22 protein-coding genes and 1 tRNA gene are annotated in these 25367 nt (G+C 75.3%); 12 read left to right on the plus strand and 11 right to left on the minus strand.

Translation table 11 applies throughout. The annotated features are described in order from the left end of the window. Window positions 1-2 precede the first annotated feature (2 nt). The 3 genes from AB0D45_RS11720 to AB0D45_RS11730 all read left to right on the plus strand — a co-directional run bounded on the left by AB0D45_RS11720 (window position 3) and on the right by AB0D45_RS11730 (window position 4065). On the plus strand, window positions 3-1592 hold the full coding sequence (locus AB0D45_RS11720) for a protein phosphatase 2C domain-containing protein (protein WP_362457384.1): 1590 nt from the start codon (window positions 3-5) through the stop codon (window positions 1590-1592). Between the two features lie 78 nt (window positions 1593-1670). After that, on the plus strand, window positions 1671-2996 hold the full coding sequence (locus AB0D45_RS11725; protein ID WP_362457387.1) for a VWA domain-containing protein: 1326 nt from the start codon (window positions 1671-1673) through the stop codon (window positions 2994-2996). Between the two features lie 46 nt (window positions 2997-3042). Next, complete coding sequence (locus AB0D45_RS11730; RefSeq protein ID WP_361600295.1) at window positions 3043-4065, plus strand: FHA domain-containing protein; 1023 nt, start codon at window positions 3043-3045, stop codon at window positions 4063-4065. Here AB0D45_RS11730 and AB0D45_RS11735 read toward each other — a convergent pair. Then, window positions 4062-5060, minus strand: coding sequence for a methyltransferase domain-containing protein (locus AB0D45_RS11735; protein WP_362457390.1), 999 nt, complete (start codon window positions 5058-5060; stop codon window positions 4062-4064). The two genes, AB0D45_RS11730 and AB0D45_RS11735, sit on opposite strands and share 4 nt — an antisense overlap. Before the next feature lie 108 nt (window positions 5061-5168). Between AB0D45_RS11735 and AB0D45_RS11740 the strand changes: the two genes are divergently transcribed. Next, window positions 5169-5573 (plus strand): globin, encoded by a 405-nt coding sequence (locus AB0D45_RS11740; RefSeq protein ID WP_361600204.1) that lies wholly within the window; start codon window positions 5169-5171, stop codon window positions 5571-5573. Here the strand turns inward: AB0D45_RS11740 and AB0D45_RS11745 are convergent, their stop codons facing one another. From AB0D45_RS11745 to AB0D45_RS11780, 8 genes are all read right to left on the minus strand, one after another. Beyond that, window positions 5574-6293, minus strand: a complete 720-nt coding sequence (locus AB0D45_RS11745) for a hypothetical protein (RefSeq protein ID WP_362457393.1) — start codon at window positions 6291-6293, stop codon at window positions 5574-5576. It abuts the gene before it with no gap. Further along, on the minus strand, window positions 6290-6769 hold the full coding sequence (locus tag AB0D45_RS11750) for a thioesterase family protein (protein WP_362457396.1): 480 nt from the start codon (window positions 6767-6769) through the stop codon (window positions 6290-6292). Before AB0D45_RS11750 ends, AB0D45_RS11745 begins: the two co-directional genes overlap by 4 nt. Window positions 6770-6778: 9 nt before the next feature. Continuing rightward, the gene (gene ettA, locus AB0D45_RS11755; RefSeq protein WP_361600213.1) at window positions 6779-8443 is read right to left on the minus strand and encodes an energy-dependent translational throttle protein EttA; all 1665 of its coding nucleotides are present in this window, start codon (window positions 8441-8443) and stop codon (window positions 6779-6781) included. 180 nt (window positions 8444-8623) lie between these two features. Next, window positions 8624-10210 (minus strand): phosphatase PAP2 family protein, encoded by a 1587-nt coding sequence (locus tag AB0D45_RS11760; RefSeq protein ID WP_362457399.1) that lies wholly within the window; start codon window positions 10208-10210, stop codon window positions 8624-8626. 32 nt (window positions 10211-10242) lie between these two features. After that, on the minus strand, window positions 10243-11490 hold the full coding sequence (locus tag AB0D45_RS11765; protein ID WP_362457402.1) for a thioester domain-containing protein: 1248 nt from the start codon (window positions 11488-11490) through the stop codon (window positions 10243-10245). A 254-nt stretch (window positions 11491-11744) separates the two neighbouring features. Continuing rightward, window positions 11745-12152, minus strand: a complete 408-nt coding sequence (locus AB0D45_RS11770; RefSeq protein ID WP_361600222.1) for a single-stranded DNA-binding protein — start codon at window positions 12150-12152, stop codon at window positions 11745-11747. Window positions 12153-12250: 98 nt separating this feature from the next. Next, window positions 12251-14212 carry a GTPase gene (locus AB0D45_RS11775; RefSeq protein WP_362457405.1) on the minus strand — a complete coding sequence of 654 codons (1962 nt, stop codon included), beginning with the start codon at window positions 14210-14212 and terminating at the stop codon, window positions 12251-12253. A 4-nt stretch (window positions 14213-14216) separates the two neighbouring features. Beyond that, entirely contained in the window at window positions 14217-15830 is a 1614-nt protein-coding gene (locus tag AB0D45_RS11780) for a dynamin family protein (protein WP_362457408.1), read from the minus strand. Window positions 15831-16162: 332 nt separating this feature from the next. Between AB0D45_RS11780 and AB0D45_RS11785 the strand changes: the two genes are divergently transcribed. After that, window positions 16163-16235: transfer RNA gene (locus tag AB0D45_RS11785), tRNA-Arg, on the plus strand. 231 nt (window positions 16236-16466) lie between these two features. Here the strand turns inward: AB0D45_RS11785 and AB0D45_RS11790 are convergent. Next, window positions 16467-16982 carry a phospholipase gene (locus AB0D45_RS11790; RefSeq protein WP_362457411.1) on the minus strand — a complete coding sequence of 172 codons (516 nt, stop codon included), beginning with the start codon at window positions 16980-16982 and terminating at the stop codon, window positions 16467-16469. 296 nt (window positions 16983-17278) lie between these two features. Here AB0D45_RS11790 and AB0D45_RS11795 point away from each other — a divergent pair, with 296 nt between their 5' ends. Continuing rightward, window positions 17279-17806 (plus strand): hypothetical protein, encoded by a 528-nt coding sequence (locus AB0D45_RS11795; RefSeq protein WP_362457414.1) that lies wholly within the window; start codon window positions 17279-17281, stop codon window positions 17804-17806. A gap of 58 nt (window positions 17807-17864) precedes the next feature. On the opposite strand, the gene AB0D45_RS11800 is transcribed toward AB0D45_RS11795, so the two are convergent. After that, entirely contained in the window at window positions 17865-18641 is a 777-nt protein-coding gene (locus AB0D45_RS11800) for an alpha/beta hydrolase (protein WP_362457417.1), read from the minus strand. Between the two features lie 82 nt (window positions 18642-18723). On the opposite strand from AB0D45_RS11800, the gene AB0D45_RS11805 reads away from it, so the two are divergent. The 6 genes from AB0D45_RS11805 to AB0D45_RS11830 all read left to right on the plus strand — a co-directional run bounded on the left by AB0D45_RS11805 (window position 18724) and on the right by AB0D45_RS11830 (window position 25304). Next, a complete protein-coding gene (locus tag AB0D45_RS11805; RefSeq protein WP_362457420.1) occupies window positions 18724-19425 on the plus strand; it encodes a 4'-phosphopantetheinyl transferase superfamily protein in 702 nt (233 codons plus the stop codon). A gap of 89 nt (window positions 19426-19514) precedes the next feature. Further along, complete coding sequence (locus tag AB0D45_RS11810; RefSeq protein WP_362457423.1) at window positions 19515-19931, plus strand: GNAT family N-acetyltransferase; 417 nt, start codon at window positions 19515-19517, stop codon at window positions 19929-19931. A 92-nt stretch (window positions 19932-20023) separates the two neighbouring features. Then, window positions 20024-21370, plus strand: a complete 1347-nt coding sequence (locus AB0D45_RS11815; RefSeq protein ID WP_362457426.1) for a S8 family peptidase — start codon at window positions 20024-20026, stop codon at window positions 21368-21370. Between the two features lie 238 nt (window positions 21371-21608). Further along, the gene (locus AB0D45_RS11820; protein ID WP_362457429.1) at window positions 21609-22904 is read left to right on the plus strand and encodes a hypothetical protein; all 1296 of its coding nucleotides are present in this window, start codon (window positions 21609-21611) and stop codon (window positions 22902-22904) included. 130 nt (window positions 22905-23034) lie between these two features. Next, the gene (locus AB0D45_RS11825) at window positions 23035-24054 is read left to right on the plus strand and encodes a DUF916 domain-containing protein (RefSeq protein WP_362457432.1); all 1020 of its coding nucleotides are present in this window, start codon (window positions 23035-23037) and stop codon (window positions 24052-24054) included. A 65-nt stretch (window positions 24055-24119) separates the two neighbouring features. After that, on the plus strand, window positions 24120-25304 hold the full coding sequence (locus AB0D45_RS11830) for a hypothetical protein (RefSeq protein ID WP_362457435.1): 1185 nt from the start codon (window positions 24120-24122) through the stop codon (window positions 25302-25304). The last annotated feature ends 63 nt before the right edge of the window (window positions 25305-25367 follow it).

Here is a 25367-nt window from a genome sequence, read left to right on the forward strand (position 1 = left end):
GTATGTCGATGCATCGGCTGTCGGGCTGCCCCGGCTGCGCGGAGCCCCTGGAAGAGGGTGACCGTTTCTGCGGCGTGTGCGGATACGCCCTCTCCGCCGCGCCCCCTCCCGCGGATCCCACCCCGACCCTCCCGGTCACCCCCACCCCGGGTGCGGCGGGCCGGGCCGGCCACGAGCCGCCGCCCCCGGCCGCGCCCGCCGTCCCCGAGCCCGCCCCCGTCCCGGCGGGGGCCGCTTACTCCGCCCCGGTACCCGGCGGGGCCGCGGCCGGGTACGGGGTGCCCGCGCCCGGGTGGGAGGGCGAAGCCGGGCCGCGGGCCCCGTGGGGTTCCGCGGTCGGCGGCTCCGAGGACCCGTACCACCCCGCCCCGCAGGACCCCCCGCGCGGGGCCCCGTACGGCGGCGCCCCCCAGGGCGGCCCGGCGGCCCCGCACGCGGGCACCGGCGGCGTCCGCCACGACCCGCCCGCCGGCGGACCCGGAGCCCCGTACGGCGCCGCCGCCCAGGCCGGCCCGCACGCGCACGAGGACCGGCAGGACGGCACCCCGCAGGGCGACCTGCCCGAGGCCCCGCACGGCGGCACTCCCCAGGGCGACCCGCCCGAGGCCGCGTACGGCGGCACCCCGCAGGGCGACCCGCACGAGGCCCCGTACGGCGCCCCGCAGGGGGAGGGCAGGACCTGCGTCGCCTGCCGCGCCGGCCAGGTGGACACCGACGGGTACTGCGAGCACTGCGGGCACGCGCAGCCCCGCGAGCGGGACCACGTCGAGGAGGAGCTCTGCAGCGTCGCCGCCGTCAGCGACCGCGGCCTGCGCCACCACCGCAACGAGGACTCCTTCGCGGTGTCGGCCACCGCCCTGCCCGACGGCTCCGCCGCCACCGTCGCCATCGTCTGCGACGGTGTCTCCTCCGCCAGCCGCCCCGACGAGGCGTCGGCGGCCGCCGCCGGCGCCGCCAACGAGGCGCTGCTCGAAGCCCTTCCGCGCGGCGCCCACCCCTCGGAGGCCATGCGCGAGGCGATCCTCGCGGCGGCCGCCGCGGTGAGCGCCCTCGCCCCGCAGCCCCCCGGCGCGCAGAACGCCCCGGCCTGCACCCTGGTCGGAGCCGTCGTCAGCGGCGGCGTCCTCACCATCGGCTGGGTCGGCGACAGCCGCGCCTACTGGGTGCCGGACGACCGCGCCGCCCTCCCCCGCCGCCTCACCGAGGACGACTCCTGGGCCGCCCAGATGGTCGCGGCGGGCCTGATGGGCGAGGCCGAGGCCTACGCCGACGTCCGGGCCCACGCCATCACCGGCTGGCTCGGGGCGGACGCGTACGACCTCGATCCGCACACCGCCAGCTTCAGACCGGACCACCCCGGCGTGCTCGTCGTGTGCACCGACGGCCTGTGGAACTACGCCGAGTCCGCGCGGGAGATGGCCCAGGTGCTGCCCGTGGACGCGGCCGCCCGCCCGCTGCACAGCGCGCAGGTACTGGTCGGGCACGCCCTGGACGGGGGCGGCCACGACAACGTCACCGTCGCCGTCGTGCCCTTCGGCGACCCGGCGGAGGCAGCGCCCCCGGCCCCCGCGGAAGCGCACCCCGCCCCCTGAGCGGACCCGAAGCGGAACCACAGGTCCGGCCCCGGACCTGACGCCCTGCCCAGCCAGCCCGGAGGAGGAGTCCAACCGATGGCGAACTTCGCCAAGCCGAGCGCCCCCCGCTTCAGCGTGGAGGTGTACCAGAACGAGTTCCTGCCCGCCGGCGGGCGCGACGTGCACGCCATCGTGACGGTCACCTCCACCGGCGGGGCGGCGGCCACCGCCGCGCGCCCGCTCGGCCGGGAAGCGGCCGTCGTGATCATGGTCGACTGCTCCGGTTCCATGGAGTACCCGCCGGACAAGATGCGCGGCGCCCGCGAGGCCACCGCCGCGGCGATCGACACCCTGCGCGACGGCACCGTCTTCGCCGTGATCGCCGGGACGCACGAGGCCAGGGAGGTCTACCCCGGCCAGGGCGGCCTCGCCACCGCGGGCCCGGCCACCCGCGCCCAGGCCAAGGAGGCGCTGCGCGGCCTGCGCTCCGGCGGCGGCACGGCCATCGGGACCTGGCTGCGGCTCGCCGACGGCCTGCTGCGCCGGTCCTCCGCCACGATCCGGCACGGCATCCTGCTCACCGACGGCCGCAACGAGCACGAGGACCCGGCCGTGCTGCGCGCCACCCTCGACGCCTGCTCCGGCCGCTTCACCTGTGACGCGCGCGGGGTGGGCACCGACTGGGAGGTGAAGGAGGTGACCGGCATCGCGAGCGCGCTGCTCGGCTCCGCCGACATCGTCGCCGACCCGGCCCACCTCGCCGAGGACTTCACGCGCATGATGGAGAACGTCATGGGCAAGGAGGTCGCGGACGTCGCGCTGCGCCTGTGGACGCCGGTCGGCGCGGAGATCCGGTACGTCAAGCAGGTCTCCCCCGCCGTCCAGGACCTGACCGGGCGCCGCACCGAGGCGGGCCCGCGCGCCGGGGACTACCCGACCGGCTCGTGGGGCGACGAGTCCCGCGAGTACCACGTGTGCGTGCGGGTGCCGGAAGGAACCGTGGGCCAGGAGATGCTGGCCGCCCGGGCCTCGCTCGTCCTGCCCGGCCCGGACGGCGAGCCGCGGCCCCCGCTGGCGCAGGGGCTGGTGCGGGCGGTGTGGACGGACGACCTGGCCGCCTCGACGGCCATCAGCCGGCAGGTGGCGCACTACACGGGCCAGGCGGAGCTGGCGGAGGCTATCCAGCAGGGGCTGGAAGCCCGCAAGATGGGCGATGTCGACGGCGCGACGGCGAAACTGGGCCGTGCCGTCCAACTGGCGAGCGCCTCCGGGAACGCCGACACTGCGAAACTGCTCGCGAAGGTGGTGGATGTGGTGGACGCGGCGGCGGGTACTGTGCGGCTGAAGGCGAAGGTCGCCGATGCCGACGAGATGACCCTTGAAACGCGTTCGACGCAGACCGTCCGAGTGAAGAAGACCTGAGAACAAGCCTGACGCGATGACGCAGGGAGAAGGGGGAGCCGCCGCGATGCCGACCTGCCCGAACGGCCACCAGTCCGCCTCCGACGACTGGTGCGAGGTCTGCGGCCACCGGATGGCCGCCCCCGCGGGCGCCCCCGCGTCGCCCTCCTACGGCTATCCTCCCGCCGGCGGAGAGCCGACCGCCCAGGCCGAGCTGTGTCCGCAGTGCCGGACCCCGCGCGAGGCGATGGCGCCGTTCTGCGAGGAGTGCCGGTACAACTTCCTGACCCGTACGGCGACCCCGTACGCCCCGCCGGTCCCCGAGGCCGCTCCGGGCGCGGTCCAGGCGGCCGGCCCCGGCACGGGCGCGGTCCCGCCGCCGCCCCCGCCGCCGCCGCTCCCGCCCCAGCCGGTGTTCTCCCAGGACCACTTCGAGTACCAGGGCTCCCGCCCCTCGCGCGTCAACCGCCCGGCCGAGCCGCTCCAGGGCGAGGACGACTGGCTGTTGCAGCCGCCCGCGCAGGAGCAGCCCGTACGGCAGGAGCCGGCGCAGCAGGAGTACCGGGAACAGGCCGCCCAGCAGGAGTACCGGCAGCCGGGCTACGAGCGGCAGCCCCCGCCGCAGCCCGAGTACCAGCAGCCGCAGCCGCCGCAGGCCGAGTCCTCCCCGGCGCCGCACGGCAGCGCCTCGTGGACGGCGACGATCGGCCCCGACCGCTCGTACTTCCTGGCGATGATGCAGCGCAGCGGCCCCGAGGCCGCCGGGCTGAACCTGCCCGCGTACTCCCCGGAGCAGCACCTCCCGCTCTCCGGCGGCCAGATCACCATCGGCCGCCGCCGCGCCTCCACGGGCGAGTCCCCGGACATCGACCTCGCGGTGCCGCCGGAGGACCCGGGCGTCTCCCACCAGCACGCGGTGCTCGTCCAGCAGCCCGACCTGAGCTGGGCGGTGGTCGACCAGAACTCCACCAACGGGACCACCATCAACGGCGGCGAGGAGCCCATCCAGCCGTACGTCCCGGTCCCCCTCGCCGACGGCGACCGCGTCCACGTGGGCGCCTGGACCACCATCACCGTCCGCCGCGGCTAGTCGCCCCCGGTTTCCTCCCCCAGGGGCCACACGTAGGGCCCCTGGGGATCGTCGAGCCAGGCCCACTGGCCCTGCGGGGTGACCGTGACGCCGAACCGCTCGCGCGCCGGCCGGCCCTCGCGGCGCCAGAGGTCCAGCGCCTCGCGGGGGTGCAGCACGCCGGCGGTCAGGATCAGCAGGAACTGGAAGCGCTCGTTCTCCACCAGCTCGTACGGGAGCCCGTGCACCGGCCCGGTCGCCCCGGGCGGCTCCGGCGCGGCGGTGGCCCCGCGCAGCGGGACGAAGTAGGCGGACGTGTGCAGGAAGCGGCCCTCCGCGAAACCGGCGTCGCGGACGGTGAGCGCGATCAGCCCGGTCGACAGCGGGGCCAGGATCCGCGCCCCCGGCCGGCACTGGCCGAGCCAGGCGGGCGGGATCAGCGGCAGGGTGCAGGTGACCAGGATCCGGTCGAAGGGCGCCCGGGCCGGGCAGCCGCGCGCGCCGTCCCCGGTGACCACGGCCGGGTGGTAGCCGAGCACCGCCAGATGGGACCGCGCCGACTCGGTGATCTCCTCGTCGAGGTCCACCGTGGTGACGAGGGCGTCGCCGAGCCGGTGGCAGAGCAGGGCGGCGTTGTACCCGGTGCCGGCGCCGACCTCCAGCACGTTGTGCCCGTCGCGCACCTCCAGGGCGTCCAGCATCTTGGCCATCAGGGAGGGCTGGCTGCTGGAGGAGACCAGCTCGCCGTCGCGCAGCCTGGTCGCGAGCGGGGCGTCGGTGTACACCCCGCGCAGCCAGCGGGCCCGGTGCTCGGGGTCCGGGTCCTCGGCCCAGAGCCGCTCGTGTCCGGCTCCACGGCCGGTCCAGAAGTACGGGACGAACAGGTGCCGGGGCACGGCGGCGAAGGCCGCCCGCCAGGCCGGGTCCTCGAGCACGCTGGCGGCGCTGAGTTCCCGTACCTGGGCGGCGTGCGCGGTCTCGCGCAGGTCCTTCTCCCCGCCCTTCGCCGTGCCCATGTCTCCACTGTGCGGCGGGCGGGCCCCGGGGGCGACCTCTCGGCCGGGGCGGGGGCGGGTGGTCCTAGGACCGGGGTCCTCCGTCCGGGCGTCTGAGACGATGGTCGGGTGAATGACGATCCGCAGAGCACGGTCCAGGAGACGACCTTCTACGAGCAGGTGGGCGGCGAGGAGACCTTCCGCCGCCTGGTCCACCGCTTCTACCAGGGTGTCGCGGGGGACCCGCTGCTGCGCCCGATGTACCCGGAGGAGGACCTCGGGCCCGCCGAGGAGCGGTTCGCGCTGTTCCTGATGCAGTACTGGGGCGGCCCGACGACGTACAGCCGGGACCGGGGACACCCGCGGCTGCGGATGCGGCACGCACCCTTCCAGGTGGACGCGGCCGCGCACGACGCGTGGCTGGGCCACATGCGCGTGGCGGTGGACGAGCTGGGCCTGGCGCCCGAGCACGAGGCCCAGCTGTGGAGGTACCTGACCTACGCGGCCGCCTCGATGATCAACACCGCCGGCTAGCTACAGCGGGCGTACCTGGAGGGCGCCCAGCCCTCCGCTGCCGCCGGGGCGCCGGGTCGCGACGGACCCGTACGGGGTGCTCAGCCGCAGCCACCCGCCGGAGGCGAACAGGGCCACCGGGGCGGGGCCGCCCGCCGCGGGGGCGCCGGCCGGGACGGTGGCGCGTACCGGCCGCAGGAAGCCGAGGGACTGCGCGGCGTGCACGGCGCGCAGCGGGAGTTCGGTGTCGCCGAGGGTCCGCGACCAGATTTCGCGGCCGATGCGGTCCCGCTCGGAGCGGGTCCGGTGCTGCGGGGGCAGCGCCTCGTCACGGGCCCGGAACTCGGCGACGGCGGCGGCCACGGCCGCCCGTACCGTCTCGGGGCCGGGCAGTCCGGGAACGGGCCGCCAGCCGCCGCGGGGCGGCAGGACGCCCGCCCAGGGCGGCCCGGTGACGGGCCCGGGCACGACGACGCCGGCGCCGCTCTCGTCGACGGCCTCCAGCAGCTCGCCCGCCGAGACGGTGACGTCCAGCGGGGTCGCCGGGGGCTCGGCGAGGCGCGCCGTACGGATGGCCAGGACCTCGAAGGACGGCGGCCGCCCGAAGACGGCGAGCGCGCCGCCGCCGGCCGCGGCCTGCAGCCGGACCGCGGCGGCGCGGTCGTAGTGCACCAGCCGGCCCAGGAAGGCGGCGAGGTCCGCCGCCTCCCCGGAGTCGGCGAGGCGCAGCTGTCCGCTCATGCCGCGATGCGCCCTTCGGCGGCCCCGGACGCGCGGCCGGGCGCCTGGTCGGGCGTGTCGAGGTACTTCTCCAGGAAGTGCCGCTCCTCGGCCGTGATGCGGCGGGGCCGCCCCTCGGCGAGGTTGTAGGGCACGACGACCGTCTCGGCGCGGACGTAGACGGTCTCCGGGGTGTCCTCGGTCGCCTCGTCCTTGACCTCGTAGCGGATGGTCAGGGAAGCGGCGCCGATCCGGGTGACCCAGGACTCGATGAGCACCGGCTCGTGCCGGTGCACCAGGGGGAGCTTGTAGTCGATCTCGTGGCGGGCCACGACGGAGCCGCCCGTGAAGGACTCGCTGCCCTCCCCGGGCGCCAGGCGGAACATGAAGTCGATGCGCGCCTCCTCCAGGTAGCGGAGGAAGACGACGTTGTTGACGTGCCCGAAGGCGTCCATGTCCGCCCAGCGGAGGGGGCACCGGTAGTGGTGTCTGGCCATGGTCCCGGCCTAACCCCGCGTGAGCTTCTTGTAGGTGGCGCGGTGCGGACGCGTGGCGTCCGGGCCGAGCCGCTCGACCTTGTTCTTCTCGTAGGACTCGAAGTTGCCCTCGAACCAGAACCACTTCGAGTCGCCCTCGTACGCCAGGATGTGCGTGGCGACGCGGTCGAGGAACCAGCGGTCGTGGGAGACGACCACGGCCGCACCGGGGAACTCCAGCAGCGCGTTCTCGAGGGAGCCCAGGGTCTCGACGTCGAGGTCGTTGGTGGGCTCGTCGAGGAGGAGCAGGTTGCCGCCCTGCTTGAGGGTGAGCGCGAGGTTCAGGCGGTTGCGCTCACCGCCGGAGAGGACGCCGGCCGGCTTCTGCTGGTCCGGGCCCTTGAAGCCGAAGGCGCTGACGTAGGCGCGGGACGGCATCTCGACCTGGCCGACGTTGATGTAGTCCAGCTCGTCCGACACGACCGCCCAGAGGCTCTTCTTGGGGTCGATGTTGGCGCGGCCCTGGTCCACGTACGAGATCTTGACGGTCTCGCCGACCTTGATCTCGCCGGAGTCCGGGGTCTCGAGGCCCTGGATCATCTTGAAGAGCGTGGTCTTGCCGGCGCCGTTCGGGCCGATGATGCCGACGATGCCGTTGCGCGGCAGCGTGAAGGACAGGTCGTCGATGAGGACCTTGTCGCCGAACGCCTTCGAGAGGTTGTTGACCTCGACCACGATCGAGCCCAGGCGCGGGCCCGGCGGGATCTGGATCTCCTCGAAGTCGAGCTTGCGCATCTTGTCGGCCTCGGCCGCCATCTCCTCGTAGCGGGCGAGGCGGGCCTTGGACTTGGCCTGGCGGCCCTTGGCGTTGGAGCGGACCCACTCCAGCTCTTCCTTGAGGCGCTTGGCGCGCTTCTCGTCCTTCTTGCCCTCGACCTTGAGGCGCTCGGCCTTCTTCTCCAGGTAGGTGGAGTAGTTGCCCTCGTAGGGGTGGGCGCGGCCGCGGTCGAGCTCGAGGATCCACTCGGCGACGTTGTCGAGGAAGTAGCGGTCGTGGGTGACGGCCACGACGGCGCCCTTGTACTGGGCCAGGTGCTGCTCCAGCCAGTTCACGGACTCGGCGTCGAGGTGGTTGGTGGGCTCGTCGAGGAGCAGCAGGTCGGGGGCCTCCAGCAGGAGCTTGCAGAGGGCCACGCGGCGCTTCTCACCACCGGAGAGGTTGGTGACGGGCCAGTCGCCGGGCGGGCAGCCCAGGGCGTCCATGGCCTGCTCCAGCTGGGCGTCGAGGTCCCACGCGTTGGCGTGGTCCAGGTCGTCCTGGAGCTTGCCCATCTCCTCCATCAGCTCGTCGGTGTAGTTCGTCGCCATCTCCTCGGCGATCGCGTTGAACCGGTTGAGCTTCTGCTTGATCGGGCCGACGCCGTCCTCGACGTTCTCCAGGACGGTCTTGGACTCGTCGAGCTTGGGCTCCTGCATGAGGATGCCCACGGAGTAGCCCGGCGACAGGAAGGCGTCGCCGTTGGACGGCTGCTCGATGCCCGCCATGATCTTCAGAACGGTGGACTTGCCGGCGCCGTTGGGGCCGACCACACCGATCTTCGCGCCGGGCAGGAAGTTCAGGAAGACGTCGTCAAGGATGACCTTGTCGCCGTGTGCCTTGCGCGTCTTGCGCATGGTGTAGATGAACTCAGCCAAGAGAAACCGTCCGGCAGATCGATGGTGGGCAGATACACCCCATACTGCCGTACGTCCATCCCCCGGGGGAAACGCGTTCGGCCGCCCCCGTGCCCCGCGGGGGCCGGGGCGCGGGTGGATGACCCTGTGTACCCGGGGCGTGACGGGTACGGGGCCCGTTCCCCGGGACGGACGCGCCGTTCAGCGGGGGCGGTAGACGACCAGGGCGTCGGTGAGGGAGTCGAGGGTGAGTGCGGAGGGGGCCTGGGCGTACTCGCCGTCGTAGGCGAACGGGGTGCCCGCGGGGATGTCCGTGATGCGCAGGCTGCGCAGGCGGGTGGCCGCGTGGACGGGGGACCGGGTGAGGGGCCCGGTGAAGGCGGCGGCGAGCAGGCGCGGGCCGGGGCGGCCGCCGCCGTGGACGACGCGCAGGTCGAGCAGGCCCTCGCCGAGGCCGGCGCGGCGTCGGGGGGTGGGGCCGGAGCCCTGGTAGGTGCCGTTGCCCGCGAAGAGCAGCCACGCGCTGCGGGGCCGGCCGGCGAGGGTCAGGCGGACAGGCCGCTCGGCGCGCAGCACCCGCCAGGCGGCCAGCACCGCGGCCGGACCGCCGCCGATCCGCGGCGCCCACCGCAGCCGGTGCCGCAGCAGCTCGGGGTAGGCCCCGATGCTGAAGTTGTTCAGGAAGTAACCCGACTGCCCGCCGGTGCGGACCGGTGGGCGCGCCCCTTCCGGCGCCGCGGGGCCGGGGGCGCCGGCGTCGGCACGGGCCTCCGGCGGGAGGTCGGCCGGGGGGTCGGCGGGGACGTCGACGGGGGCCGGGGTGAAGCGGCCCACCGAGACGCGGACCGCGTGGCCGGCGGTCACGGCGCGGCAGGTGTCCTCCGGGCCGGCGAGGCCGAGGTCCAGGGCGAAGTGGTTCAGCGTGCCGCCGGGGAACACCGCCAGGGGCAGCCCGGCCCGCAGGGCGGCGGTCGCGGCGGCGTTGACCGTGCCGTCGCCCCCGCACACCCCGAGCACGGTGGCCCGGGCGGCGGCGTCCGCCAGGGCGTCCTCCAGCCCGCTGCCGGCGCACTCCACGATCTCCGCCGCCGGCAGCCGCTCGCGCAGGAGCCCGAGCACCTCGGCCTGGGGCGTCCCCGAGGCGGTGTTCGCCACGACCGTCAGCCCGGCCCCGTCCGGCAGTGCGGGAGCCCCGGTCTCCGGGCGCTCGTGGCCCGGTACGGCCCGTGCCTGCTCGGCACGGCGCGCGAGACCGCGTACGACGAACCCCGCCGCCACCCCGAGTGCCGCGCCCGCCACGACGTCGGACGGGTAGTGCACACCGGTGTACACCCGCGAGAACGCCACCGACGCGGCCACCGGCGCCACCGCCGCCCCCCACGCCGGGGCCTCCAGCGCGAGCCCGGCGGTGAAGGCGGCCGCCGAGGCGGAGTGCCCGGACGGGAAGGAGGTGGTCCACGGCTGCACGGCCGGCCGCCGCACCAGGGGCACGCCCTCCAGCAGCGGCCGGGGCCGGCGCACGGACCATTTGCCGACGGTGTTGATGGTGGCGGAGGCGAGCGCCAGCGAGGCGGCCGCGGTCAGCGCCCCCTTGCGGGCCCGCTGGGATCCCAGGACGGTGATCGCCGCGGCGGTCCCGCCCCAGAGCACGCCGTGGTTCGCGGCCCGCCCGAGGGCGGGCAGCACCCGTTCGGCGCCGGGCCAGTGCCGCTGTGCCACCGCGTCGAACAGCCGCCGGTCCCATGCCGCGAGCGTGCCCCGCCAGGTCGTGAGTTTCTGATCAGCCACGCTCCCCGCTTACCCGGGGCAGCCGGACGGAATCACCCCTCGCCGTCCTCTCCCTCCAGCGGCCGCTTGCGCAACAGCAGGACCACCATGCCGCCGAGCACCACCAGCCCCACCGCGAGGGAGGCGATCACCGGGGTGGCCGCGGAACTGCCGCTCGTCGCCAGCCGCTCCTCCTCGTCCGGGGAGTCCGGCCCGGCCGTGACGGACTCGGCGGCGGTCGCCGCCTCCGCCGCACCGGCCAGCTGGCCCACCGCCCCGGCGGGGACCGCCGGCGGGGACGGCCAGACGGCCGTGGCGGTGGCGGCCGCCGCGGACTCGCTGGAGCCGGCCACGATCTGCGCCTCGGCCGGGATCCCGCTGGTGAAGACGCGCCCGACGGGCACCTTCGTGGAGCCGTGCACGGTGACCGAGGCCGTCCCGTCCGGGGTGCCGGGGGGCACCTCGAAGTACAGCCGGCTGCCGTTCGCGGCGGAGGTGACCGGCTGCCCCTCGGCGTCGACCACCCGCACCCCCATGGCGGTGGCGGCCGCGTCGGGGGTGACGCTCACGCTCTGCGCCCCCGTCCGGACGGTGAGCGGGCCCAGCCGGGTGCCGACGGGCCCCGTCAGCGGCCCGGACACCCGCCCGGGGTCCAGGCCGAGCGAGGCCGGCGGCTCCGGCAGCCGGCCCGCCTCCCGCTGGAGGTAGTCGGCCAGCAGTTCGGCCGCGGGGTCGGCCGCCTCCACCTGCGCCCCGTCGGCCAGCCGCCAGATCGCCACCTGGGTCCCGGCCGCCGCGCTCTCCGCGGTCAGCGCCCCGGCCCCGGCCGCCTTCGCCAGCCCGGCCAGGTCGTTGTGCTGCGGATAGGAGTGCTCCAGCACCCAGCGGATCCGGCCCGCCTCGGCGTTGCCTGCGAGGAGGCTGCCGCCCCACCCGCTCTCCGTGTACCGGGCCTGGGGCTGCGCGTAGCCCGCGACGCCGACCCCGTACGTCTGGAGCATGCCGCCGCCGTCGACCCGCATCTCGTACAGCCCGGCGGGGATCTGCCGGACCGAGCCGTCCCCGGCGCGCAGGACCGCCTGCCCGTAGGTCTTGAGGCCGTCGAGCACGGCGCTCGCGCCCCCGGCCGCCCGGCCCGTGGCGGCCGGGCCGGAGTCGGCCGCCGCCCGGGCCCCGGGCGCGGCGGTGAGGGCGGCGGCCAGCAGGGCGGCGGCCAGGGGCCGGCGTACGGAGCCGCGTCCGGTGCCCGCGGCGCCTGCCGCGCCGGCGCCGGCTCTCGCCCCGGGGCCGGCAGCGGCCACGGGTCCGGCCCCGGGATCGGCCGCGGGATCGGCCCCGGGTTCTGGTTCGGGTGGAAGCGGAACCTGCGGCCGGGCCGGGCCGGCGACAGGTGGGGAGGTGGACACGGAGGCCGGGCCGCCCGCGGACGCGGTGGACTCCGCGCGGGACTCGGAGGTTGCGGAGGACGCGGGAACAGCAATCGACACAGTTCTCCCCTTCGGGCCGGAGACCAAGGTGCCCGTGAGTACCGGGGAATCCTAGCCGCCTCGAACACTCAGACCACCGCCGCCTTCTGAGGCCCCATCAGTGCGGTCTCCGTCTTGACGACCCTGCGGAAGGCCGCCGTTCCGCGGTTGAGGTCGTGTCCGACGGCGATCGCGTCGATGTCGGCCGAGAACCACCGGACGCCCTCGCCGTCGGGCGGATCCTCCCGGACCCGCAGACGCCCGTGCACCACCAGCGGTTCCCCCACCGAGACGGAACTGGCCAGGTTGAGCGCCAGGACCCGGCGCGCCCACACGGTGTAGAAGCTGGTGGGGGCGTCCGTCCAGGTCTGCGTGCGCCGGTCGTAGTACCGGGGGGTCACCGCGAAGCGGAACCTCGCGGACGGCCCGGTCACCGTCTCCTTGAAGTCGATCTGCGTGGCCACGTGCCCCACCAGCGTCACCAGGGTGTCGTTCATCCCGGCCGCCCTCCCCGCGCTCCGTACCCGTGCGGACCGTCCGCACGAGGTACGACCATGCTGGCCGCGCGCCCCGGTCCCCCGCCCGGGCCTGTGGACTACTGGCGGGTTGTGGACAACTTCGTCCCCCCTGCGGCGACGGTCGCGTACTGCTCGCGCACCTCCCGGTAGCGCAGCAGCTCCGCCGCCACCGGCTCCAGCACCCGGGCCCGGCCGCAGCCGGCCGCGGCCTGCCGCAGCCGGCGTTCGGCGTCCTGGCCGTACCTGCGCGCCGGTCCGCGCGCCGTGATCGAGCACGCCCACTCCACCAGCGGCCCGCCGACGATCCCCGCCGCCATGAACAGCACCGGCGGCAGCAGCTTCGGCTCCAGGACCCCGACGATCTGCCCGACCAGCCACAGCCCGCCGAAGATCTGCACCAGCGTCATGGCCGCCTGCGCCAGCACAGCGACCGGCCACCAGGCGGGCCGCGGCGGCTTGCCGCCGGGCACCGCGACGGCCGCGCCCAGCGTCACCGCCAGCTCGTCCAGCGCCTCCGGCAGCCGCTCGGCGCCGCGCACCGCGGTCTCCCGTACGGCCTGCGCCCAGGGGTCGGGCAGTCCGGTGACGGCCGCGTCCGCGACCGTCCGTACGGCCTGCTCCACCCGCTGGCGGGCGGTCACCTCCTCCTCGGCGGGCGCGGCGGGCGCCCCCGGGGTGCGGTTCTTGGCCGACAGGACGGCCAGGCCTGCGAGCGAGCGCGGGGTACGCCGGCTCTCGTACCAGCGCCACAGCCGCAGCCAGGGCGTCCCGCAGGCCTTGCCGGCGTTGCGCCGCCAGGCCCGTTCGGCGGCGAGGCCGGCCGCGTACGCCCCGACCGCCTCGGCGAGCCGGTCCTCGAACTCGGCGCGCGCCGCCTCGCCGATCTCGGGCCCGGAGGGCCCGCTGTGCCCGTCGGCGACGTAGAGCGGGCGCAGGCGGGTCGCGGCCCGGTCGACGTCGGCGGAGATCCGCCGGGTCGCGGCGCCCTTCTCCTGGGTGAACTGTCCGAGGAGTTCGCGCAGTTCCCCCACCCCTTCGCCCGTCAGGGCGGACAGCCCGAGCACGGTGGCCCCGGGGTCGCCGTGCTCGCCGAGCGCGATCCCGTCCTCGTCCAGCAGCCGCCGCAGGTCGTCCAGTACGAGGTCGGCGGCTTCGCCGGGCAGCCGGTCCACCTGGTTCAGCACGACGAAGGTCACCTCGGCGTGCCCAGCCAGCGGCCGCAGGTAGCGCTCGTGCAGGACGGCGTCCGCGTACTTCTCCGGATCCACCACCCACACCACGGCGTCGACCAGCGCCAGCACCCGGTCGACGTGCTCCCGGTGCGCGCCGACCGCCGAGTCCAGGTCGGGCAGGTCGACGAGGACCATGCCGCGCAGCGCCCCGGCCTCCGGGGTCTCGCGGGGCCGGCGGCGCAGCCGTCCGGGGATCTCCAGCCGGTCGAGCAGGCCGGCGGCCCCGTCGGACCAGCTGCAGGCGATGGGGGCGGCGGTGGTGGGGCGGCGCAGCCCGGTTTCGGAGATCTGCACTCCGGCGAGTGCGTTGAAGAGGGTGGACTTGCCGCTTCCGGTGGCTCCGGCGATGGCGACGACGGTGTGCTGGGGGGAGAGTCCCCGGCGCGCGGCGGCCTCGTCCAGTACCCGGCCGGCCTCCGCGAGGGTCTTGCCGTCGAGCCGGGTGCGGGACAGGCCGACCAGCTGGCGCAGCGCGTCGAGGCGCGTCCGCAGGGCCCGGGCCTCGGGGCTGAGCGGGGGCGCGGGGGCCTTGCCGCCGTCGCTCCCGGCGCCGGAGACGGCCCGGACGAGTGCCTCGTCGCCCTCGCCGTCCTCGCTACCGCCGCCGTCACCGCCGTCGCCACCGTCCTCCTCGTAGCCGTTGGCGAGGAGGGCGGCGTCGAGCAGGGCATCGTCGAGGAGGGCGTCGCCGGTGCGCGCACCGGCGCCGCGCGCGCCGCCCTTGCGGCCGTCGCGGTGGCGCGAGCGTGCGATGAACCCGTCGTCCCATCGGTCGCCGGCGTGGTCGCGGTCGGTCACAGCGGTCACCGCGTCACCTCTCCTTCTGCAGTACGGACAGCGCGGCGATCAGCTCGGCCTGGGGTTCGGGGGTGACTTCGAGTGCCTGGAGCGGGGCGAGCCTGCGGTCCCGTTCGCCGCGCAGGACCTGGTCGAGGTGGTCGCTCACCAGCTCTCCGCCGCGGTCGCGCAGGCGTACGGCGGCCTGTACGCCGATCCGCTCGGCGAGCTTCTCGCCCGCCGGCCGGGCCCGTTTGCCGCCGAGGAGGGCGGCGACGAGGAGGGCGGCGACGCCGTCGGGGTCGGGCGCGGGCTGCTTGCCGAGCTGGGCGACCTCTTCCTCGGCGAGCTCCTCCAGCACGCGCCGCCAGCGGCGTACGGCCATGCTGATACGTTCCGCCGCCTCCCGGTCCGGCGCGGGCAGCGGTACCGCCCCGGAGGCCGGCTCGCGGCGCCAGACCTGGGCGATCCGCTCGTCGGCGGCGGCGACGGCGCACTGGAGCAGCGCGGCGAGGGATTCCGCGAGGGAGTCGAGGAGTTCGTCGGCGGTGGTGTCGAGGGGGTAGCCCCGCCACCGGGTGAGGGCGTCGCCCGCGAGGACGGCGCCCTTGTCGAGGCGGTTGCGGACCCGCTTGCCCTCCTGCCGGTACGCGTCCTCGACGGCGGAGGTCAGCCGGACGGCGGCGGCGTGCTGGGCGGCGACGGCGGAGGCCAGCTCCGGCATGCGGCGCTTGAGGGAGTCGAGCGCGCCGAGGGCGGTCCGGCCGACGGCGTACTGGCGGGCGGCCGGGTCCTGCACGTGGTGGGTGAGCCAGGCGAGCAGCGGCGCGACGGCGCTGGCGGGCAGCAGTCCCCCGCCGCCGGCCGACTCGGGCAGCTCGGGCACCGTGAACCGGGGTACGTCGCCCAGCCCGGCCCGGGTGAGCAGCGCCCCGTACTGCCGCGAGACCTCGGCGAGCACCTGGTGCGGGACCCGGTCGAGGACGGTGATCAGGGTGGCGTTGTACTGCTTGGCGGTGCGCAGCAGGTGCCAGGGGACGGCGTCGGCGTACCGCGAGGCGGTGGTGACCATGACCCAGACGTCGGCGGCGCAGATCAGCTGGGCCGCGAGGGTGCGGTTCTCGACGACGAGGGAGTCGATGTCGGGCGGGTCGAGGAGGGCGAGGCCGCGCGGGAGGGTGGCGACGGTCTCGATCCGCAGCTCGCGGGTGGCGGGGTGGTGGCCGGGGCCGCCCGGGGACCTCGTCCTGGAGGCGGGGAGCAGTTCCTCCTCGGGCTGGGGCGCCCAGACGCGCATGAGGTCGGGGAGGATCCGCATCCCGGCGAACCAGTGGTGGTCGTCCGGGTGACAGACGAGCACCGGCGTGCGTGTCGTGGGGCGCAGCACTCCGGCCTCGCTGACCTGCCGGCCGACGAGGGAGTTGACGAGGGTGGACTTGCCGGCCCCCGTGGATCCCCCGATGACGGCGAGCAGCGGCGCCTCGGGCGCCTTCAGGCGGGGTACGAGGTAGTCGTCGAGCTGCGCGAGCAGCTCGGCTCTGGTCTGCCGGGCGCGTGGGGCGCCGGGCAGGGGCAGCGGCAGACGCACGGACGCGACCCGGTCGCGCAGGGCGGACAGGGCATCGAGCAGCTGAGGCCGAACATCCAAGGTCACCACATGCGAAGAATGCCCAATTTGGGACCATTTTTGAAGCTTATACGCCCTCTGCGCGCCGAGCGCGACTCCAGTGGGACATCATGGACACGGCGGACGAGTGGGACGCAGGCATAACGACTGCACAACACCCAGGCCGACGCGGCGCAAAAGCGGTGCGAGAATCGCACCTGCCTGCGATTATCGGGACCGCTTCACCGAACCTCCACAACGTGGCACGCGAGTGAAGCAACCGGGACAAGGCAACCGGAGCCCTATCCTTGACCCGGCACGGACCGAAGTCCCACCCCCACCAAGGGGCTCCAGGCCACCACGGTCACCTTCCGGCCCCCGTAGCTCAGTGGATAGAGCAGGCGCCTTCTAAGCGCTTGGCCGCAGGTTCGAGTCCTGCCGGGGGCACTCTTCTTCCCTCTCCCGAACGGCCGCGTCAGGCCGTTCGGACCGCCCTGGGCGGCGGCTCGCGCGGCCGTCAGCGGCTGGCGGAAAATCACTCGACCGGGTCCTTGCACGACCCTTGCACCCGCAAACCGGAAAGAGCTCCGTCCCGCCCGACGGGGGTTCGGGCGGGACGGAGTGCGGGGGCCGGGCGCGGCTCGGTGGGGCGAGGGGCCTGGGCGGGGGGCTGACGGGTCAGGGGGCCGTGGGCTCGGCCGGGGTGGCCTCCGTCGGGGCCGAGTCGGAGGGGGCGTCCTGCGGGGAGACTCCGAAGGCCTTGACCGCCTGGTAGTAGGTCCAGGCCGTGCTGTCGCAGGAGCCCTTCTTGACGCCCGAGTACTGCGAGCAGACCCGCTTCAGGTCCGCGTAGAAGGCGTCGTCCAGCCGGGACTTGTTGGCCGGGAAGGCACCCGCCGCCTTGTAGTTGCGGTAGCCGAAGTCGTGCCGGGCGCACGCCGTCTGGAAGGGGAAGCCGAAGGGGTTGTCGGGGGACGAGGAGCAGTAGTCCGTCGACCAGTCGAAGGCGTACGAGGACCAGGTGGACTGGCTGCCGCGCGCAGCGACCCAGGAGTTGTGGCTTGCGGCGCTCGTCTGCGTCCAGCCGCTGAGCACCAGCGGCTTGTCCGCCGGTACCGCCGCCGAGGCGGGAGTCGCCAGGGCGAGCAGACCGGCGGACGCGGACGCGAGCAGGGTGACGAGACGACGGCGCATGGCATTCCTCCGGGGCGGCGGGGCGAACGGGCGGTGGGGCGGGTGAGCGGTGGGGCGAGCGAGCGGGCGGTGGGCCGTCCGGTCAACTCCCGGTGCGGCGTCGGGTTACACCCTCGGAGCACGCCATATCCCCGACCCCTACCGCCCCTATAACGCGGTGCCGGCCGCCCGTCGGCCGGGGTAGGCACGTCGTCGGCACCCCCCTCAGGTATGACGGCGTATCCGACCTACGGCAGAGCCGAGGTTCGTACCGGGGAGGGACGCGCGAACGGCCCCCGGTGCCAACACTTGTGGGTATGAACCGCCGTCCGCTCGTCATCGCCGCCGCCATCGCGGGAGTCCTCGCACTGGCTGCCTTCGCGCTGCCCAACCTGCCGCCCAACCCGGTCACGGACGCCCTCGCCAAGCAGGTCCTGCGGGAGGAGGGCAAGCGCTACGCCAGCGCCGCCGACGCGCCGAAACGGGGCGACCGGGCGTTCGTCCTGCCCGGCTGGATACCGCAGGACGCGACCGACATACGGATACGCGCGCGCGGCGACGGCGGTGCCCGGCTGATCCGGTTCACCCTGGGCAAGACCCCGCTCGACGGCCCGCAGTGTGCCGCCGCGACCCCGAAGAAGAGCGGCGGCCCCCGCCTGGACGCCCGTTGGTGGCCGCACGACACCCGTGCCGAGGAGCGCCCCGAGTGCCGGGACCGCTACCAGTACCAGGTCTCGGTGCGCGGCAAGAAGGTCTACGCCTGGACCGACGGGACGCCCTCCCCCGGGGCCCGAATACCGGACGGCGCCCCGGCCGCCACGCCCGCCGGCGCTCCCGCGAGGTGACGCGGGGTGCTCGGGGGACGGCTCGGGGGCGCCTGGTGCGCCAGGAGGCCCGGGAGGCTCAGACCGCGTCCGAGGCGAGGGCCGCCGCCGTGGCCCGGGCGAACCCCTCCGGGTTGTCGAGCATGATGTTGTGCCCGCAGTCCGGTACGGCCACCACGCCGACTCCGGCGGCCTCCAGCGCCTCGGCTCCGGCCGGCGGTCCGTCGGGCTCCGGGAAGAGGAAGCCGCGCGGGATCTTCAGCTCCAGCAGCAGCTCCCGCATGGTGGGCGTCGTGCCGGCGGCCAGGTGCACGGCGCTGCGGTGCAGGGCGGTGCGGCCGGCCAGCCGCATGGTCGACCACCAGTGCGCGCCGACCCGGTCGCGTACTTCCGCCCAGCCGCCGGCGAGGAACTCCTCCTCCGTGTAGGAGGCGAGGCCGCTGCTGCCGGCCAGGCCCGGGGTGGGCGGCATCGGGTCCAGGTTGGCGTCGACCAGGACCAGGCGGGAGACCAGCCGCGGGTGCCGGGCGGCCAGCACGATGGCCACCGCCCCGCCCATGCTGTGGGCGATGACCTCGGCGCCTTCGACGCGGGCCTCGGTCAGGGCCTGCGCCACGGCGTCAGCGTGCGCCTCCAGGGTGTAGGAGAACGCCTCGGGCCGGTCGCTGTGGCCGTGTCCGAGCATGTCGAGCAGCAGGGAGCGCCGCCCCGCGAGCAGCGGGTGCACGGCACTGGCGGCGAAGTAGGCCGGGGAGGTGGAGCCCAGACCGTGCAGGTAGACGCGAGGGGCCCGGGTGCCCGGGAGTTCGACCCAGCGGATCCGGTCGCCTTCCGGTGTCACGACGGCACTGTGCATGGTGTGTTCCCCCTGGAGTGGTGCTCGGCTGGTCGAGCACGAGGTTAACCGGGGCTCCAACTGCCTCGTCTACCCTCGTCGGATGAGCCAGTACGTCAACCACCTCGACGGCGCCGCACCCCTGACCGGACCACCCCCGGCGGGCTCCGCCGTGGCGGTGTGGGCGCTGGACACCACGCGCGAGGTGATCGGCGGTCACGAGGCCGAGGGGGCGCCGGCGCTGCTGGACTCCACCGAACGGGAGCGCGCCGCCCGGCTGGTGCGCCCGGCCGACCGGCGCACCTACCTCGCCTCGCACCTGGGCCTGCGGGTCCTGCTCGGCGGGTACCTGGGGCTGTCGCCGGAGAAGGTCGTACTGGTCCGCGAGGACTGCCCGTGCTGCGGCGCGCCGCACGGACGTCCCGCCGTGGCCGGGGGCGCGCTGCACTTCTCCCTCTCCCACAGCGACGACATGGCCTACTTCGCCTTCTCGGGGGTGCCGGTGGGGGTCGACGTGGAGAACCTGCCGAAGGCGGAGGCGGTGGCCGACGTCATGAGCAGCCTGCATCCGGTGGAGCAGGCGGAGCTCGCCGCGCTCCCGGAGGCGGAGCAGCCGGCGGCGATGGCCCGGGTGTGGGCCCGCAAGGAGGCCTGCCTCAAGGGCACCGGCGTGGGCGTCGCCTTCGGCCTGGCCGAGCCGTACGTGGGTGCGGCGCCCGCTCCCGCCCGGGTCCCCGGCTGGACGCTGCTCGACCTTCCGGCGCCCGACACCTACGCGGCCGCCCTCGCCGTCCGCACCGCCTGAGCCCCGCCCGGACGCTGCCCGGACGCCGCCGGGCCGGAGCAGTGCGGCCGTTCAGCGCGGCCGCGCGGCGCCCCCCTACCCTGGCCCCCATGGACATCCGCCGCGCCCGCGACGCCGCCGAACTCGCCGCCGCCGAGGGGCTCTTAGACGGGCCCGCCCGCCCGGAGTGGTCCGAGCGCTTCCTCGGCAGCGCCGGCCACCTGATGCTCATCGCCTACGTCGACGGCGTACCCGCCGGCATGGTCTCCGGCGTCGAGATGACCCACCCGGACAAGGGCACCGAAATGTGCCTGTACGAGCTGTCGGTGGACGAGGGGTACCGCCGGCGGGGCATCGGCCGCGCCCTGACGCGGGCGCTCGCCGACGAGGCCAGGGCCCGCGGCTGCTACGGCATGTGGGTGGCGGTCGACACGGACAACGACGAAGCCCTGGCTACGTACGACTCCGCGGGCGCCGAGGACGAGGGCCTCTTCGTGATGCGCGGCTGGAACCTGCGGGACGCCTGAACCGCGGAAACCGACCCCTCCGGCGGCGTGTCGTGCCGCCACTCGGCGCACCCTCCGCGCGGCGCCGCCCGCACCGGCCGAGCATCGGCCGCATGACCGCCATGACCGCGCTGCTCCCGGCCGCCGCCCTCCTGGCGGCGGCCACCGTTCTGCCGCCGCACCCCGCCCCCGATGCCGACGGCGGCACCGACGCCCCCACCGCCCCCTACGTCGTCACCCTGAAGGACACCACCTCCCGCGCCCCGACCCGGGCCCTGGCCGCCGAGGCGGCGCGGTCGGGAGACCAGGTCGGAGCGGTCTACGACGCCGTCATCGACGGGTTCGCCGTACGCACCACCGCGGCCCGCGCCGCCCGGCTGGCCGCCGACCCCCGGGTGGCCTCGGTGGAGCCGGACGCGCCGTTCCGGATCTCCGGTGCACCGCCCGCCCCCCAGCCCCCGGCGGGCCGGCCCACACCGGCCGACCCCACCCCCGACCCGGCCACCCCGACACCGGCCGACCCCACCCCCACACCCACACCCACACCCACCACACCCACCACACCCACACCCACCACCCCCACGCCCGCCCCCTCCGGCGCCGAGATCCAGCGGCACGCTCCCTGGCCGCTCGACCGGATCGACCAGCGCGAGCTGCCGCTCGACGGTTCGTACACGTACGCCGGGGAGAAGGGGCAGGGCGTCACGGTCTACGTGCTCGACACCGGGATCAACACCCTCCACCGGGAGTTCGGCGGCCGCGCCCGCAACGGCTACAACGGGATGCCCCGCGAGGACGCCCAGGACTGCAACGGCCACGGCACGCACGTCGCCGCCACCGTCGGCGGGGCGACGTACGGGGTCGCGAAGGGCGTCTCCCTCGTCGGGGTGAAGGTGGCCGACTGCCGGGGGAACGGACGCCTGTCGGTCATCCTGCGCGGCCTCGACTGGATGCTGAAGGACCACCTCGGGAACCCCGGCCGGGGCCCCGCCGTCGCCAACATGAGCATGGGCGGCACCCGCAGCCGCTCCATGGAAACGGCGGTCGCCCGCGCGGTCGCCGCCGGGATCACCTTCGCCGTGGCCGCCGGCAACGAGGCCAGGGACGCCTGCGCCGGCTCCCCCGCCGCCGCCCCCCAGGCCCTGACCGTCGGCGCGACCGACCGCGCGGACCGGCGTCCGGACTTCTCCAACCACGGCCGCTGCGTGGACATCTCGGCGCCCGGCCTGTCCGTCACCTCGGCCTGGAAGGGCTCCCCGACCGCCCTCGCCCGCTCCTCCGGCACCTCCATGGCCGCGCCGCACGTGGCGGGCGCCGCCGCCCTGATCCTGGCGGACGGTACGGCGAAGACCCCCGAGGAGGTGGGCCGGGTGCTGGTGCGCGACGCCGTCCGGGACACGATCACCAACCTGCCCGCCGGGACCGTGAACCTGCTCCTGCACATCCCGGCGGAGGACTGACCCGCCCGCCCCGGTCCGGGGACTCCCCCGCGGACGGCGCCGAGCCACCGACCAGTCGGTATCCGATGTCCCATCAGACCGGGTCTGATGGGACATCGATGTGTGTGCGCTTCGGGCGAAAGCAAGCCATTGACTTCTCACCACCGCGACGCGTCAATGACGGCCATCCGCACCGGCTCGGCCTTCCCCCACAGCGGGTGGGAGGAGGGGTTCGTCATGACGAAGGAGTCGCGACCCAGTGAGTACGAGAACGTATCGACGAAGAGTGCTGGCCGGGGCGGGCGCCCTGTCCCTGGCCCTCACGGGCGGGTTCGTGGCCCTGACGGGACCGGCGCAGGCCGCGACCAAGACCACTCCCGTGCCGGTGAAGTGCGTCGCCCCCGCGCCCCAACCGGGCGCCAACGGCAACCAGGACTACACGGTCACGGTGCCGGACACCGCCAAGGCGGGCGAGACCGTACCGATCACCATCGACCCCGGCGAGACGCCGGTGATCCCGATGTTCACCATCGACACGGTCAACACCATCAAGGCGAAGCTGCTCGTCGGCGGGGTCGCCCAGACGGTCACCAGCCCGGCGGTCCCCAGCCACCAGGAGGCCAACAAGAAGTCCGACCCGCCCGCGTTCAGCGGAACCCTCAGGATCCCGGACGGCACCGAGGGCACGACGGTCCAGATCACGATCGACCAGGTGGTCACGGACGCCGACCTCGGCGGCACCGTCTACACCACGACCTGTACGCCGGACCCGCGCCCCAGCGCCGCCGTCGCCTCGATCGCCGTGGCAGCGCTCCCGAAGGACCCGGTCACCACCAGGCTGACCCCCAACAGCGGCGGGGCGGGCACCTCCGTCGCCGTCACCGGCGCCAACTTCCCGGCCGGCCCGGTCACCTGTTCCGCCCTGCTCGCGGGCACGGCCACCGGTGACACCGGCACCGGCACGGCGGACGCCTCCGGCGCCGCCGGCTGCACCCTCACCGTCACCAAGAAGGCCGACGCGGTCAGGATCGACGGCTCGGTGGCCCCGTACAAGCCCTTCGTCTTCGTCGAGGAGCAGGCGGGCGTGAAGAACCCGGTGGACATCGAGGTGCTGCCGGGGCCGCTGGCCCTCGGCCCGAAGGACGGCCAGCCGGCCGTCAGCTTCGGGGCGGTGACCATCAACGGCAAGGCGCAGTCGGTGGTCGGCGCGTTCAACGCCGCGACCGTCCAGGACTTCCGCGGCGGCAGCCTCGGCTGGGACGTGACGGCGACCCGTACGCCGTTCCTGAACCAGGCGACGGGCCACTCGCTGGCGAAGGCGCAGCTCGGCATCCAGCCGTCCTGCACCGTCACCAACCCGGACAGCCCGAGCACCTGCACGGCTGGCACGCCGGGTGCGATCTCGGAGACGCCGATGAAGGTCGCCTCCCAGGCGCCCGGCGGTGACGAGCTGACCGGCGGCGAGTTCGCCGTGGGCGGCACGGCGATGATCCAGCTGCCGCCGTTCATGTTCGCCGACACCTACCAGTCGGTCGTCACCTTCTCGATCGCCTGACGGACACCGGGCCGACCGGGGGCGGTGCGGTGCTCCGGCGCCGCACCGCCTCCCCGCAGATCCGCCCCGCCTCCTCCCTCCCCGCCTTCTCCCCCGCACTCCTCCGCCGCGACCCTGGAGACGCCCGCCCATGCGCATCCGCACCGTTCTCCGCTCCCTCCTCCCCGGCCTGTGCGGTGCGGCGCTGCTGCTGCTCCCCGCCGCCCCCGCCACGGCCGCGGACAACGGCACCTGGGGGGTCTTCCCCACGCCCCCGGCCGGTGCGTCGGTGACCGACCGCGCGTACTTCTTCCACCAGGGCGCGGCCGGCACCACCGTCCACGACAGCGCGACGATCCTGAACTCCTCCGACCGGGAGCTGACCTTCCAGGTCTTCGCCACCGACGCGGTGAACACCCCCTCGGGCGGCGCCTTCGCGCTGCTGCCCGCGGAGACGAAGCCCCGGGACGTGGGCACCTGGATCGCCCTGGCGCCGGAGACGGCGACGACCGTCACCGTCCCGCCCCGGGCCCGCAAAGACGTCCCCTTCACCCTCACCGTCCCCCGGGACGCCGCGCCCGGCGACCACGTCGGCGGGATCGTCGCCCTGAACACCGAGGTCGAGGGGGTCCGGAAGGACGGCCGGGTGCAGGTCGGGGTCAGGCGTTCGGTGGGTGCCCGGCTCTACTTCCGGGTGCCCGGCCCGGTGACCCCGGGGCTCAGCGTGGAGGACGTACGGGTCACCCGGGGCGCCCCGCTGCTGCCGTGGGTCAAGGACGCCCGCGCCACCATCGCGTACGCGCTGGTCAACCGGGGCAACGTGGTGGTCGGGCCCACGGTGGCGGTGTCCGCGAAGGGGCTGTTCGGACGGCGGGTGCTGGACCGGCCCGTACGGGACCGCACGCTCCTGCTGCTGCCCGGCCAGCGCATCGAGCTGACCGAACCGTGGCCGGACGCCCCGCAGTTGGACCGGGTGTCCGTCACGGTGTCGGCGTCCGCTCCGGAGGTCACCGCTGAGGCCGGTACGGAGTTCCTCGCCGTACCGTGGCCGGCGGCGGGCGCGGCCCTGGTGCTGGCGGGGGCGGGCACCGCCTTCCTCGTGCTGCGCCGGCGCCGGGCCGGTGTCCCGGAACAAGCGGAGAGCGAACCGCACTTGGCTGCGGCCCGCTGACGGGCGAGGGTGTCCCCGGGGGGTGACGGCATCCGGCCATCACCTGCGACGGGAGGGCATCACGGATGGTACGAGAGCACAGCCGGCCGGGCGGGACCGACGCACCCGCCCGGCCGGTCAGGGGCGTGGGCCTGCTGACCCGTGTCGAGCGGGCGCTGGGCACCGGGACCGCCGCCTACCTGCCCGGTGACGGCTGGATCCGCCTCACCCTCCCGCTCGACGACGGCGGCCCGGCGCCCCTCACCCTGGACCTGGTCGCGGACACGGTGCGGGCCCCGCACGGGATCGTGTACCTGCTGCCCGGCGGTGGCCTGAACTTCGCGTCGGACTTCTTCACTCCGGGCGGGGACAACCTGGCCCACCACCTGCGCCGCCAGGGCCTGCTGGTCGTCGGGGTCACCCCGCGCGAGGACGCCGCCCGCGCCGCCGACGTCACCGCCGGCTTCGGGCTCGCCGCGCACCGCCGGGACCTGGCGGGGGTCGTGGCCGCGCTGGACTCCGTACTGGGCCTGCCGTACGAGTACGCGGGCCACTCGGCCGGCGCCGTCCTGGCCCTCGACGCGGCCTCGCACGACCCGTCGGAGCGGCTGCGCCGGGTGCTGGCCCTGGACACGGCCGGGCCGTGCGCCGGGGCCCTGGCCGAGCGGGCGGCCGAGGCGCGGGAGGTGTACGAGGAGCAGCTCGCGCGGGGTGTCCACGCGGCCGACCCGGGCCTGGCGGCGCTGGTCGCCCGGGCGGTCGCCGACCCCTCGGGCGCCTCGGCGGTGCCCTGGCCGCCGGACCCCTCGCGGCGCTTCACGCACGCGGGCCTGGCCCACTTCGCGCTGATCCGCACCTCCGCCCTGCCGGGCCCGGCCCAGTGGGTCTACCGGCAGGGCCACGGCGCGGGCGAGTACGCGTTCGGCGCCACCCCGGCCGAGGACCGCTTCGCCCTGGCCCACACCCCGCTCGCCACCTGGCACGCGGCCACCTCCGCGCTCGGCAGCGGGCTGGTCCCGACGGCCCTGATGCGGGACCTGGCGGCGGTGTGGGCGGGCGACGGGAAGGCGTACGGGATCGCCTGGGAGCGGATCCGCTGCGAGGTGGTGTGGGTCAACACGGAGCTGGGCCGGGGCGACGAGCCGCGCGGGGCCGAGCTGATCCGGGCGGGCGGCAACGAACGGGTCCGCTTCACGACCGTCCCCGGCTACGGCCACGGCGACGCGGTGTGGTCCCGTACGGCGGCGACGGACCTCTGGCCGCTCCTCTGAGACCGGACGGCAGGAACCCCCGGCCGGTGAGGGTGGGCCGGGGGGTGCAGGCGGCGGGGGGCG

This window comes from Streptomyces sp. NPDC048352 (genome assembly GCF_040651895.1).
Lineage (GTDB): Bacteria > Actinomycetota > Actinomycetes > Streptomycetales > Streptomycetaceae > Streptomyces.